This is a genomic window from Exiguobacterium sp. s133 (genome assembly GCF_018618595.1).
Classification (GTDB): domain Bacteria; phylum Bacillota; class Bacilli; order Exiguobacteriales; family Exiguobacteriaceae; genus Exiguobacterium_A; species Exiguobacterium_A oxidotolerans.
Genome location: NZ_JACSMK010000011.1, coordinates 64,855 through 77,047 on the forward strand (window position 1 = coordinate 64,855; position 12,193 = coordinate 77,047).

Genomic DNA, 12,193 nt, shown 5'->3' on the forward strand with positions numbered 1-12,193 from the left:
CCTTTTTGGTCGTTTTTTCTAGTGTAGCAGGGACGGTTGCCGCGCGGACAGCGAGAAGGTTCGACAGATGCACAAGGCTTACACCATACAGATGAACGAATCGCGGACATCACGTCAGACGATAGACCCAAATTTCTTCGCCGTTCGTTTCATCAATCCGTTTGATATCAGTAAAGCCCGCTTGCCCGTAAAAATACTTGGCATGCGTATTTTCTGTGTGTAAGCTCAACACGATTTCATCGACTTCGAAATGGTCTTCGATGAAACCGATTGCTCGTCTTAAAAACTGCGTTCCTAGCCCTTGTCCTTGATACTGCTGACCGATCATGAACCGGTCAAGCCAGATGTACTTGTCCGTCCGGTTTTCAGCACCAATCATCATGAACCCGACCGGCTGCCTGTTTTCGCATAAGGCATAACAACGCCAACCGTGGTCGTGATCGTTCATCGCTTCCTGAAGCGACTGCGCGTTCGTTTCGATATATGCGCGCTGCGCGGCTGCGACTTTTAATCCGAGAACCGCGGCCAGATTCGCGTCATTAATGTCTTCGATCGTCATGAAAGGATTCATTGGCCATTCACCTCCTCTGCGTTCTTGTGATCTCTACAGTCTGCTCAAGACACGAACAAATCCCGCATCGCTTCAACAGACTAAGCGCGATACGGGTTATAGCGTACATGGATCAATGAAATAAGCGATTTTACCGTCCTTCACGAATGACACGTGTTTTCGCAAACTCATCTTCCGGTAAAACGGAGGCATCCTCTAGATAACGCTGACGGTCCTTAAAGAATTTCCCTGCTGTGAATACTTCACGGTAAGCAATCCGTTTAAGGATTTGTGTCGTTTTCAACGGTTGGTCGTCTTGACTGACGACACGGAGTCCCATAACACGACTGCCGACCGTTCGGCCATCCGTCAAGCGTAATTGAACCGTTTCCATGACGACATCGACGACGGACTGGGTGACGATGCCACGGATGACGGGACGTTTGACCCGTTTGAGAACTGTTTCTTCAAGGACATTTACAATGACAGCGTTCACCATCAAGTTAACGACAGCCGCTCCGATTCTTCGTTTTGTGAGGGATTCCATTTAAATCATCCTTTCTCGATTTGAATTTAAAAAAATGCCCCTTCTTTTTCTGAAGAAAGAAGGGGCGTCATGCAAAACGATGAAACGTCCTGTCTGCCCAGCCATGCGGTGACTTCAGAGGCAACGAACATCCCCTCTCTTTTCCCGTTTTCTCATGGATTTAATCGAACGGTGACCGTTGATGTTTGAACAGTAATCTGTCTGAGTGTTGAAGCGTCAGCGTTGTCCTTTGATCGTTGAACATTCAGCTTTGACCGGACGGTCGCAAGGACCATCTTGGATGCTAATCGGTCAACCGATTAGAAGATGTCCGTTATCGCACGGACGACGCGTGTTCGGTTATGAAATCATCAGACAAACAGGACGGTAGGTTTAGATTAATATTTTCGTAAGTGTATTACTTTCAGATAGACTGAAATCGACTTCGGCATCAAATGCGTCGATTGACTCGTCTAACTGTTGAATGACTTGCCGAAGACCGGAGGGGTCAATCAATTTCGGTTCTAATCGTTGGATGAACAGACGACGCGTTTTTTCAATTTCTTCCGCGTCCCCTTTTTCACGCGCACCGTATGTCGCTTCGATATGATTTTCTGCACGCCGCTCGATCTCGATACGTTCCTGTTCAATCGTCTGCTCCACTTCATGCAGTTGTGTTTTGAGCGTTTGTAACAATTGGCGATCGTAGTCAAGACCCGTATCGCGACGATCAATCGCTTCCGCGACCGTCATCTCGGTCCCGGCGATTCGGACACGCGTCACGGCATTCGATGCGGTAATCGCTGCTTTGATTTGATTTCGACGCTCAATCAATGCGCGAATCGACTGGAGATTTGCCGCCGCTTCCGTCGCGAACTGTTCGACGTTCGGAAAACCGACAGGCGGTTTGTCTCCCGTATGCAATCCGATAAAGTGACCAAGCTGACCTTTTTTAATCCGTTTATCTAACATTTTTAATTCCACTAATCCACGATGGATCGACATCTCAATCTGCTCGATGTTCGCCACTTCCTTTTTAGATACTCGTGAGCTCCGCTCTACCTTTTCAGCATAGCAGAAAACACTTTGAAAATCGGGCAATCGATGTTTCTTTCAACCTTACAAAATTGTCATATACTGATTTACCTTCATGTTATAATTCCATTATCAGGATATTCATGTTAAGAAAACGGAGGAACTGAACGCATGCCACACAGACTGCAATTGACGGCCCCCCGGACGCTCCAGTGGGTCGAGCAACCCCTAGCGCCCTTGCAAGCAGATGAACTACTCATCCAGACATTACATGGAGCAATCAGCATCGGCGCGGAATTGCCGCAAGTCATGGCGACTGACCGGTCAGACCTCGCCCCGACCTATCCGAAGGAAACGGGATACGAGAGTTACGGGGAAGTGCTGGCAATCGGAGAGGATGTCTCAGACATCCGTGTCGGTGACCGCGTCGTCGCTTTTTACGGTCATCACGACATCGCCACCGTCCGCGCAGCAAAAGTCATTCCCGTCCCGCGCGACCTGCCGCCGCAACTCGCCTTGTTGACGATTTTATCGTGTGACGCCGCAAAAGGCGTCCATAAACTTAATCCCCGTCCGTCGGATGCCGTCGCCGTGACCGGGCTCGGGACGATCGGGTTATTGACCGTCTTTTACCTACGTCACTACTTCGGTCTCTCGCGCATTGACGCCGTCGACCCGGACGAAAGGCGACATGCACTCGCAAAACAGCTCGGGGCAACCCGCACGGTTACGTCCGGAAACGACCTCGAGCTGAATACCTATGCCGCTGCCCTCGAATGTTCGGGACGGCAAACCGCGTTTGCGCATCTTCAGGAGGCACTCGTCCCCCATGGTCAGCTCTGCATTCTCTCTGACGGCAATTACGACGTCTTGTCGCTCTGCCCAAGCTTCTATGCAAAAGAGTTACGGATCGTCGGATCGAGTGACGGGCTCGATTACCGCGCCCATGCGGACTGGTTTTTGCCGGCCGCCCGAAAGACGCCTGCCTTGTTCAAGCTGTTTGAGCAGTCGGTCGATTGGTCGGACTTGATTCCATGTTTCGAGGCTTTACAGGCAGGTGCAAAACCGTTAAAAGTGTTTGTCAGCTACGACTGGTGACCGTGTTTGTCTGACAGACACGCCGTTCGGATCGACGGCTTCGATGTTTTCCCCCGTAAAGACGACTTGCTGTAAGACGGTATGATCACCAGGCACCGTCGTCACTTCATCGATTGCATGGCCGAACAACCGCTTCAACTCCTGTTCAAAGCCGACTTGTTTCGTCGCCAGTTCAAGCCGTTTCAGATGAGGACCGTTCGATAAAATCGCATCGTGATACGTCTGCAGTTCAATCCGACAGGCGTACGGGGTCTGGATGAACGTCCGCCGGTCATTCGCTTGGATGGTCCAGCCCATCTGTTGTGCACGTTCGAGAAGCAGTGTCCGTTGTTCGGGTGTCACGAGAAAACCGAGATGGTCGAAGCGAACGGCTTTCCCGTGACCGAACGTGACGTTGATGGCGCCGCGTTTCATCTCGATGATTCGAAAGCGAATCCCGTCGTCCCGAAAGTCATCCCATGTCAATGGCGGATCAAACGCGGTAAACGCGCCGTCGGTTTTTCCAATCCGTTGCGTGACCGCAAACCCTAATTTTTCATAAAACTGCTCCGTCGCCTCAACGTTCGGCGTCCAAAGATGATAATGAAACAACATCGGCGTTACTCCCCTTCGCAATTAGTTCAGGGAACGTCATCACATCGACGCCCCCACTGTCGTCTAAAAATTATTGTATTAACGGTAAATGAGCGGCACCATAGAGGACGAGAATCCGTTCCCCCGGCTCCGCCAAATCAAGAATCCGGTTCGCGATTAACAGATTGCGGTAGTACCAGTACTGGATGACCCACCTCGCCCCGACGTGCGTCGCCGGATCTAGCCGGGCGAGTTGCCGGTACGTCCGGTGACTTGCTTCGACCGCCTGTTTGTCATTTAGTTGTTCAAGGAACGAGAGGTAGGTCTGCTCGAGCAATGTCGCTTCGAGTGACTCGGATTTTTGTTGTTCGGCACGCATCAAGCGGTCAAACGCGATCAGGTCGAGCTGTTCGAGTTCCGCAAGATTCGGGACACCTTCTACCGTCTGATTCCAGTCCACCGCCTGCAGACCGGTCAGACCCGCCGAGCGCGCCACTCGAAACCCGAGTTGATGGCGTTCATTCGCCGTCAGCGTAAAGGTTTGCTTGAGATAAGCGGCGTAGTCGCCATTCAGTGCGTCCGCCTGCTCAGGCAAAATCTCTAGCGCAACTTCTGTCGGACGAAACGTTTGCAGGACTTCGACGACCTGTTGAATCTCCTGCTGCCTTTCGTCTGAAAACACATCAAAGATGCGCGGACGAAACAAGTCCCCGTTGTCAGGACGGTCCAAATGAACGGTCCCGACGAGTAATACGGTCGCGCGTTGTATCATCGAATATACCTCCCTTTTCTGCTATTTCCATTTTACTGTAAACAGGAGGCTAATCCTAGTCCGTTTCGTTAAAATAGACCTCTCGCTGATTGTCAGAGGCGACTCGACCTGACTTCCGTCCAAGTAGAAGGAGAAGACGAACTGCGATGCATAATCCATACACTTGCCGAAAGATTAAATCCGGTAGAAAAACTGAACCGATTCATGTCAGCTCAGTGAATTTAAAGGAATTAAAAAAGGAAGCACGTCAAAATTAATCCGCGAGGAGTATCCGTCTATGAAAATGAACATCCGTCAACTGTCCGTTCATGAGAACCCTCCGATGGAACTTTTGTTATCAGCAGACCCTTCTCAGAAAATAGTTGCTGAATACTTGAAGAGAGGTCGATGTTTCATAGCTGAATCTAGGAATCAACGGATTGGCGTGTATGTGCTTCTGCCGACAAGACCGCAAACGATTGAAATTGTAAATCTTGCAGTAGAGGCGAGACATCAAGGTAACGGCATAGGAAAACGTCTTTTAAGACATGCCATCCTAACTGCGCAAGCGATGGACTATGCAACCATCGAAATCGGCACAGGAAACTCAAGCATCGGTCAGTTGGCACTTTATCAAAAATGTGGATTTCGGATCGTCGGAGTCGACTTGAATTTCTTCTTGAGGCACTACGAAGAGGAGATTGTAGAAAACGGTATCCGGTGCACAGACATGATTCGGTTGTCTCAAGACATATAAAAGTTTCTACTTCCTTCATACCAAACAGCTCGTCTCGATTTTATACGGAGACGAACCTTGCCTTGCTTTTACACAATCAGTCAGCCCTTACGAACAACAAATCAATTGGGAGTAGCTCGAGCAAAGAAACGTGTCATCAGATATCCTCCTCACAGTTCACACTTTATGCAATTATGTTCTGCACACAATGAGAGGATCTACATATGGTCCAAACATACACAGAAGCAAAGAACATCACAATTTCTCACCTCATGCGTGATTTAATTCTTAATCGTATCGAGAATGAAAACAATTTGACACGCTACCGTATTTTAATGGCAGCACACGAAAAGAAGTTTGAAACTGTTACGTTCGAGAATACGAAACAAGATGCACCATCAGGTGAGTCTCATGATCGTTCTTCTCCATCGTTATTATGCGAATACGCAGACCCAGTTTTTCGATTTCGTACATAGGAATCAGTCCTTTTCAACTCTATTCCCATAGTATTGAAAACATCACCTCACTAACATTGCGTAAGAACCACAAACCTATTGCAAAATACAATCGAAATGACATGTATTAAATACAGAGTATAAATTACATTTGTACAAAAAATGGCCACCGAGCGAAGTTCCTTCGCACTTGGTGGCTTTATTTTATTTTATTTTATAGATTTATATACATCTTTCTATACAAGAACTATATGTGAGTTCTTATGACTTAATGAGAAGCAGAAATAAATTAATATTTTTATTCCAGTTTAAATTCATAATTCAAGTGCTGCTTCATCAATTCACCAAGTTTCGTTCTTTCAGACTCAGTTAATGTTGAATTCTTTTTTGGTAATATAATCGCTTCCGTATTTTCATAGTATAAAAAGAAACGGTCATCATCTTCACCAACATTTTTAATTTCTTTCCATGCTATGTCTGTATTTTTATTTATACCGTTATAAGATGAATTTACTTGAATACCAGCTGTATGAAAGTTTAATGAAACATTTCTCGGCCATCGCTTATCATTTTTAAGTGAAGACCTTAACTGTCGAATTGTAACGAATTCATAGTATTTTGTTAAAGTTGGTCTTAATAATATAACTGGAATAAAAGACAAGCAGATTTTAAGAATGTCCCTTACATTTTCTGAGAGAAAGTCGAGAAAAATCCGCACCAGTAAAGTGAAAACAATCATACCTAGTAAAAATACAATCATGGAGAGCGCTACAAAAGTAATATTGTATCTTGCTTGGTGATAATGAATTCGCTTTAGAGAGTCCTTTTGTAAGGCCATAAAGTCTTCGAAAGTCATTTGATACTCTAAATTCATTAGATAGCTCCTCTTCTCAGAATAAGTTAGTTTGCTATTAAACAAAGAATCTTTTATTTATCGTAAGTACTTTATTACCGTCAACTCTAGTACATTGAGTCTTTACCTAATTAAACTATCTCGAGAAAGTATGCTATCTGATTGTTACATCCATTAAAAGCCAACGTTTTGATAAAGAGTAAAGCAAATAAGAGTAACGTCAAAATTCAGTTAGTCTCGGGAGCTTATTGAATTTTTAAAGTTTTCAAAATGAATCCATCTTTTATGACTTAAATTTCATAAAGCCCTCCCGATTTTTTTATAGATTTTAGATTAGAAGTATTAGACTTTTTCTGATTTTATCACGCTTCGTATGCTTCGTACCCTTCGTCGTAAGCATTAGAAATATAAAGCTACCTCACAACAGTTAATCGCAATTTTCGTTATCACCCTTATAAAAAAACACCGGTTCTATAAGAATTTTGCCACCATACAACTTTCAATCTCACACATGAACTTGCAAAATTTCTTCTCTTTTTAAGATTGAATTACAATTGAACTATATTAGATTCTATATCCTTCTGGTTTGGAACAAATCTATCTCTTACTTATAGAGAAATATTTAAGTGATTTCGTATGAGCTGTTTGAACTCATTTTGCTCTGTCAAACTTAATACACGTATGTTCTTTGGGATAATTAATGCTTCAGATTTTTGATAATACAGATAGATATGATTTTCATCTTCATTTACTTTTTCAATCGATTCCCAAGCAAGTTTAAGTGTTCGATTCAATTTCCCATCGTCAGAATTCCAATCAATACCCGCTTCATGAAGATTCAACGTCACATTTCTCGGCCAACTACTATTTTTTTCAAGAAGTACCTGCCTTGTCTCATAGCGATTGGCAGATACATTTTTTTCAAAAGAGGCCTCAGTAGAATAGAGAACAAAATCCCTACTGCTACAGCAATGGAGCAGAAAATTGCAAAGGGGATCGTTCTAGGTAAGAAATACAAGATCGATGTAAACCCGTAGAAGAATGCTAAAATCTCCGTATAGATCAACAAAAATTTGCGTCTTTTTTTATGATACTTTGTGTTTTCAATCAGGTCTTTCTGTAAAGACATTAAATCCTCGAACGTTAATTGATATTTTATAATCAATTACATTGCTCCTTTCTACAGTCTGGAAGCTCTCGCTTGAACTTCTTCTAAAAAACCTGCTGAATATAAATTTTTCTAGTATTGATCCATACTCTAGTAAAGTAATTTTTTGAATTATAAATTCCAACTAACTCCCGTTTCCTTTTCCGAGACTTCCCATAGTCTTTTTGATACTTTCTTATCTAAGGCGTGATCTTTAATACCACAGTTGCCAACAGGACCTACCCAGTTGGCTCTTCCTGTAGGACCATAAAATCCACTCTCATCTAGATTGCCCTCTGTTGCACACATGAGTTCAGGGTATGCACCTTTTTCTGCTGATTGAACCATAGGTGACAATTTCATTAAACCAAATACGATTCTCAAACCTAAGCTGCCGCTTGTTGTTATTAATGACGTAGAAGACGAACCGGGATGACAGGCATATGCCTTAACATTGGTTTTACCTGCTTTTTTCAGGCGGTCTTGCAATTCATAGATACTCATAATTTGCGCCAGTTTACTTTGACTATACACATTATTTCCTTGATAACCCTTATCCCAATTCATGTCATCAAATTTGATAGTTTTAATCCCCACATCGTACCCCATACTCCCTACAGTCACTATTCGACCATTAGATTTTACACGAGGTCGTCATGAGCTTTTTTTGTTTTCTCCTAGGTGTTGCACTTAATATTACAATTCGTCACAAAAAAGACTAGCTCTGATTTCGGCTAGTCCAATCAATTGGCTCGTTCGTTGTCTGGAATCAATTGTTTAATCAACAACGTCTTCCCACTGATTTCTTTCGGAATTTCCGGGACCGCTTTTAAGAGGACATCCATTTGTCCACCGAACAAACGCTCTAACACGAAGTATAACTCCTTTTCATGCTCTTGTTTAAACCAACGTTCGTCCGGTACGTACAACATCACAACTTCATCCGCTTCTTCTTGGATGTACTGGACTCGTTCGATACAATTCGGGAACCGCCGCACGATTCCAGCGAGTTCCCCTTCAAAGATTCGATGCCCATTTTTCAACTGGATATAACTTCGTCCGCGTCCGTCAATCGATGCGATGATCGGACCACCATGCCCACATGGACACGTCTCGTGACTAAGCGTCATCCGGTCACCAATCCGGTAACGGACAAGGGGCGTACCATGTGTATCAAAACTCGTCACGAGAATTTGACCGTCTGCTTCGACTTCGATGATACCCATCTCATAATGGAGATGTTTTTTACCGTAGCGGCATTCGGCGACAATCGGTGCCCCTTCCGAGGAGGCGTACTGATCAAAGATCGGTGCATGAAATACTTCCTCGATTAAAGCACGTTCGTCCCGTGTCAACATTTCAGCCGTCGGAAAAATCGCCTTCGGACGGAATGTACAGTCGACAGCATGTTTTTTGGCGTATCGTGCAACTTCAATCATTCCCGACGGTAAACCATCAATCGACACTGGATTAAATCGGTTCAATTGTTCGATGTAAGCGGGAATTGTCAACGGGTTAATATTCTTAATTGAAAAAAGCATTTGATTGATCGCCTTATTCATCCGCCAATAGACGGGTGACTTTTGTTGTTCTGCCGCTAATGTCTGTCCCGTAAAACTCGCCCGGCGCATTCCCTGTTCGATTCCATGCGTCCATTTGAAATAGTCGAGGTGCGCCATGCGGATTTGCATGTCCTCTCTCGTATAATGCACTTGGATCGATTTCCCGGTCGTCCCGCCCGTCTTTCCAAGAATCGGCGCATGAATCCGCGCATGGACGTCGGCATTCCTTGTCCGTAGCGTCTCCTTATCGAGCAAGGGAATTTGTTTTAACTCTGACAACTGCGCAAGCGGAAGCTCAATCCGGTTCCTATCGAACAACTCTTTGTAGTACGGGCTATAGGCCTGACAAAACAGTAAAAACTGATTCAGGCGGGATAATTGCTCCTGCTCGGGATCAATCGTTTGCCGTTCTTTCCGCTTCAATTCTTCGAACCGATTACGGTAGGCGGACCCGTAACGTTCCTGGTACAAGACCCGTCCGTAAAGCGTCGTTAGGATATTCTGAATGAAAATCGGTGAATGGAAATAAATCGATTCTTTGAGTTGCATATGTTCACTCCCCTTCCTCATCATTCGACGCGCGACTTGTCAGCAGTCGCCACACCTTGCCTGTTACTTACATCTTATTTCCAGTCCTGCCGCTAGACAACCAAATCTTAAGGCATAAGCTTAGCTTTTATTTAGATGCTGTTTTACATTAATAACTTCAGTTCACAAATGTAAGTTAACGGTCCTTGAAATGACAAAAAAAAAGATAACCGAAGTCCATCTGACAACGGCTACCTTCTTTAGTGTACTTGCATGTTTTGATTTCCGAATGACCGGATTTGGATGGCTCCGAGGACGAGCTCTAACTCCGTTTCATCTAACTGATCGATGATTTCCATAATCGTCAATGTCGTCCTGCCGTTATACAACTGAACGAGTAATTGACGTTCGACATCGACGGTTAAATCTTCGACAGGTTCCGCTAATAATTCTTGGTAAAAAAATTCACCCGTCTCCGGAAAAAAATAGTCACTGAACAATTGCATAAGCGCTAGATTACCCGTCGCTAAAAATAAGATTGATTGAAAAGAATACTTTTTACGGTTTCGTGCATTCAATCGCTTCAATATCATCTGGTAACGTGTATGATGACGTTCGTCCAAAAAACAGACAGCATTCATATCCGTCTCCCTCCCCTAAAAAATGATACTGTCCATCCCTCCAAAACAGTGCGCAAATCTTCTTTATTTGTTTTCCCTGTTTTAAAAAGATGAAGCATTTGTTTTTAACTATAACATTCGTTTGATTAAATCGCAGGTCGTTTGGGTAAATCTTTGTAGTAAGCAGCTAATGAGGAGGAATTGACATGACGCAACCACGTAAACGCCTGGCACTTGCCGGTGCGACAGGCTATATCGGACATAACCTATTAAATGAATTGAAGAAAAAGTACGACGTCATTGCCTTGTCTCGCAATGGTGACGATAAGGAAGATGAAGCGAATGTCGAATGGCGTTCGTGTGACCTTTTTTCGTTAGCGGATACGACAGCCGGATTAAAAGGAGCAGACATCGCCATCTACCTCGTCCACTCGATGATGCCGTCAGCAAAGTTGACGCAAGGCTCATTTGAAGACATGGACTTGATTTTAGCCGACAATTACGCACGCGCTGCAAAAGCAAACGGCATCCAGCAGATTGTTTACTTAAGTGGCATCATTCCGGACGAGACGGAAAATTTATCACGTCATCTTAAAAGTCGCCTTGAGGTCGAGCGCGTCCTCGGTGCATACGGTACACCGGTCACGACGATTCGCGCTGCGCTCATCGTCGGTCCGAAAGGGTCTTCGTTCCCGATTCTGTCAAAACTCGTCAAACGACTTCCCGTCATGCTTCTCCCGCGCTGGACGCGTAACAAAACACATCCCGTCGCGCTACCGGACGTCATTCATGCGCTCGGATCTAGCGTCGACCGCGAGGACCTCAAGGATCGTGCCATCGATATCGGCGGTCCGGAAGCGATGACGTACAAGGAAATGATTTTGAAGACGGCGGAAGTAATGGACAAAAAACAACCGACCTTCGACTTACCGTTGATGACCGTCAAATTGTCGCGGCTTTGGGTGACACTCATCTCTGGAGAACCGAAAGAAACCGTTTATCCGCTCGTCGAAAGTATGGTCCATGAGATGGTGGCGGATCCCGACAAGATGGTCGAGGGCATCAGTGACGGAAAAATTTCATTCGAGCAATCCGTACGGATGGCGATGGAAGAAGAAGAAGAAGAGTCGAAATCAAAAAAATCAGGAAGCTCTTCATCGCACCAGAAATCACAAACGCTTGATGTCCGGTCCGTCCAACGTGTCCGTCTTCCAGACGACCGGAACGCGAACTGGGCTGCCGACAATTATGTCGATTGGTTATCGACGTTCGCGAAACCTTTTCTTACATCGAAGACAGCGGAAGAAACGGTCGTTCGGATTCATGTTCCGTTGCTTGACGCCCCGTTGCTTGAACTGACGAAAGAACCATTCGAAGACGATCAACAGGCAACGTACCGAATTACGGGCGGCTTGTTTGCTCAAGTTAAAGAAGATAGCAATGGACGCATCGAGTTCCGGCAAATCCCGGGTTCGCAAGAGTGTATCATCGCGATTCATGAATATGTTCCCGCATTACCATGGTTGCTCTATAAAACGACCCAGGCGAATGTCCACCTCATCGTCATGTATCTCTTTAAACTGCACCTGCTACGCTTGATGCAGACGACAGAAGAACAGCCCGACGAATCAGACATGATCGTTCCTGAACCGAACTGAATCAGCACTGTTTTTAGAGGCTTCTCACGATTCGTGAGCGCCTCTTTTTTCGTGTGCAACCGTAAGATGACGAAAGCAAAATAAACATGATACACTTACAA

General features: G+C 45.0%; 14 protein-coding genes. 4 read left to right on the forward strand and 10 right to left on the reverse strand.

From position 1 onward, the window contains the following. Positions 1-109: 109 nt before the first annotated feature. The 3 genes from KNP96_RS13510 to KNP96_RS13520 form a co-directional block, all read right to left on the reverse strand. Positions 110-571 (reverse strand): GNAT family N-acetyltransferase, encoded by a 462-nt coding sequence (locus tag KNP96_RS13510; RefSeq protein WP_214766174.1) that lies wholly within the window; start codon positions 569-571, stop codon positions 110-112. Between the two features lie 130 nt (positions 572-701). After that, positions 702-1,097: an RDD family protein gene (locus tag KNP96_RS13515; protein WP_088837214.1), complete on the reverse strand. Its 396-nt coding sequence runs from the start codon at positions 1,095-1,097 to the stop codon at positions 702-704. A 372-nt stretch (positions 1,098-1,469) separates the two neighbouring features. Further along, positions 1,470-2,105 carry a hypothetical protein gene (locus KNP96_RS13520; RefSeq protein ID WP_353048362.1) on the reverse strand — a complete coding sequence of 212 codons (636 nt, stop codon included), beginning with the start codon at positions 2,103-2,105 and terminating at the stop codon, positions 1,470-1,472. Positions 2,106-2,282: 177 nt separating this feature from the next. Between KNP96_RS13520 and KNP96_RS13525 the strand changes: the two genes are divergently transcribed. Beyond that, on the forward strand, positions 2,283-3,209 hold the full coding sequence (locus KNP96_RS13525; RefSeq protein WP_214771121.1) for a zinc-binding dehydrogenase: 927 nt from the start codon (positions 2,283-2,285) through the stop codon (positions 3,207-3,209). Here the strand turns inward: KNP96_RS13525 and KNP96_RS13530 are convergent. Both KNP96_RS13530 and KNP96_RS13535 read right to left on the reverse strand, forming a co-directional pair. After that, positions 3,180-3,803, reverse strand: a complete 624-nt coding sequence (locus KNP96_RS13530; protein WP_214771124.1) for a VOC family protein — start codon at positions 3,801-3,803, stop codon at positions 3,180-3,182. The genes KNP96_RS13525 and KNP96_RS13530 overlap by 30 nt on opposite strands. 70 nt (positions 3,804-3,873) lie before the next feature. Continuing rightward, positions 3,874-4,554: a DUF5694 domain-containing protein gene (locus tag KNP96_RS13535; RefSeq protein WP_214771127.1), complete on the reverse strand. Its 681-nt coding sequence runs from the start codon at positions 4,552-4,554 to the stop codon at positions 3,874-3,876. 283 nt (positions 4,555-4,837) lie between these two features. Here KNP96_RS13535 and KNP96_RS13540 point away from each other — a divergent pair, with 283 nt between their 5' ends. Both KNP96_RS13540 and KNP96_RS16960 read left to right on the forward strand, forming a co-directional pair. Beyond that, complete coding sequence (locus KNP96_RS13540; protein ID WP_088838496.1) at positions 4,838-5,290, forward strand: GNAT family N-acetyltransferase; 453 nt, start codon at positions 4,838-4,840, stop codon at positions 5,288-5,290. Positions 5,291-5,493: 203 nt separating this feature from the next. After that, positions 5,494-5,745: a DUF6290 family protein gene (locus KNP96_RS16960; protein ID WP_353048363.1), complete on the forward strand. Its 252-nt coding sequence runs from the start codon at positions 5,494-5,496 to the stop codon at positions 5,743-5,745. A gap of 277 nt (positions 5,746-6,022) precedes the next feature. Here KNP96_RS16960 and KNP96_RS13545 read toward each other — a convergent pair whose 3' ends face one another. The 5 genes from KNP96_RS13545 to KNP96_RS13565 all read right to left on the reverse strand — a co-directional run bounded on the left by KNP96_RS13545 (position 6,023) and on the right by KNP96_RS13565 (position 10,455). Next, positions 6,023-6,598, reverse strand: a complete 576-nt coding sequence (locus KNP96_RS13545; RefSeq protein ID WP_214765036.1) for a YcxB family protein — start codon at positions 6,596-6,598, stop codon at positions 6,023-6,025. A gap of 587 nt (positions 6,599-7,185) precedes the next feature. Next, on the reverse strand, positions 7,186-7,425 hold the full coding sequence (locus tag KNP96_RS16965; RefSeq protein ID WP_353048364.1) for a YcxB family protein: 240 nt from the start codon (positions 7,423-7,425) through the stop codon (positions 7,186-7,188). Between the two features lie 431 nt (positions 7,426-7,856). Then, positions 7,857-8,321 (reverse strand): SDR family NAD(P)-dependent oxidoreductase, encoded by a 465-nt coding sequence (locus KNP96_RS13555; protein WP_214771133.1) that lies wholly within the window; start codon positions 8,319-8,321, stop codon positions 7,857-7,859. A 146-nt stretch (positions 8,322-8,467) separates the two neighbouring features. Then, positions 8,468-9,835, reverse strand: a complete 1,368-nt coding sequence (locus KNP96_RS13560) for a phenylacetate--CoA ligase family protein (protein WP_214771136.1) — start codon at positions 9,833-9,835, stop codon at positions 8,468-8,470. Between the two features lie 239 nt (positions 9,836-10,074). Beyond that, complete coding sequence (locus KNP96_RS13565; RefSeq protein WP_029330360.1) at positions 10,075-10,455, reverse strand: hypothetical protein; 381 nt, start codon at positions 10,453-10,455, stop codon at positions 10,075-10,077. A 185-nt stretch (positions 10,456-10,640) separates the two neighbouring features. Here KNP96_RS13565 and KNP96_RS13570 point away from each other — a divergent pair, with 185 nt between their 5' ends. Next, a complete protein-coding gene (locus tag KNP96_RS13570; protein WP_088837222.1) occupies positions 10,641-12,092 on the forward strand; it encodes an NAD(P)H-binding protein in 1,452 nt (483 codons plus the stop codon). Positions 12,093-12,193: the final 101 nt, after the last annotated feature.

What these genes read in the sequence shown, in the direction of transcription:
- KNP96_RS13510 (WP_214766174.1), bottom strand. Translation starts at nt 571, where the DNA reads ATGAATCCTTTCATGACGATCGAAGACATTAATGACGCGAATCTGGCC.
- KNP96_RS13515 (WP_088837214.1), bottom strand. Translation starts at nt 1,097, where the DNA reads ATGGAATCCCTCACAAAACGAAGAATCGGAGCGGCTGTCGTTAACTTG.
- KNP96_RS13525 (WP_214771121.1), top strand. Translation starts at nt 2,283, where the DNA reads ATGCCACACAGACTGCAATTGACGGCCCCCCGGACGCTCCAGTGGGTC.
- KNP96_RS13530 (WP_214771124.1), bottom strand. Translation starts at nt 3,803, where the DNA reads ATGTTGTTTCATTATCATCTTTGGACGCCGAACGTTGAGGCGACGGAG.
- KNP96_RS13535 (WP_214771127.1), bottom strand. Translation starts at nt 4,554, where the DNA reads ATGATACAACGCGCGACCGTATTACTCGTCGGGACCGTTCATTTGGAC.
- KNP96_RS13540 (WP_088838496.1), top strand. Translation starts at nt 4,838, where the DNA reads ATGAACATCCGTCAACTGTCCGTTCATGAGAACCCTCCGATGGAACTT.
- KNP96_RS16960 (WP_353048363.1), top strand. Translation starts at nt 5,494, where the DNA reads ATGGTCCAAACATACACAGAAGCAAAGAACATCACAATTTCTCACCTC.
- KNP96_RS13545 (WP_214765036.1), bottom strand. Translation starts at nt 6,598, where the DNA reads ATGAATTTAGAGTATCAAATGACTTTCGAAGACTTTATGGCCTTACAA.
- KNP96_RS13560 (WP_214771136.1), bottom strand. Translation starts at nt 9,835, where the DNA reads ATGCAACTCAAAGAATCGATTTATTTCCATTCACCGATTTTCATTCAG.
- KNP96_RS13565 (WP_029330360.1), bottom strand. Translation starts at nt 10,455, where the DNA reads ATGAATGCTGTCTGTTTTTTGGACGAACGTCATCATACACGTTACCAG.
- KNP96_RS13570 (WP_088837222.1), top strand. Translation starts at nt 10,641, where the DNA reads ATGACGCAACCACGTAAACGCCTGGCACTTGCCGGTGCGACAGGCTAT.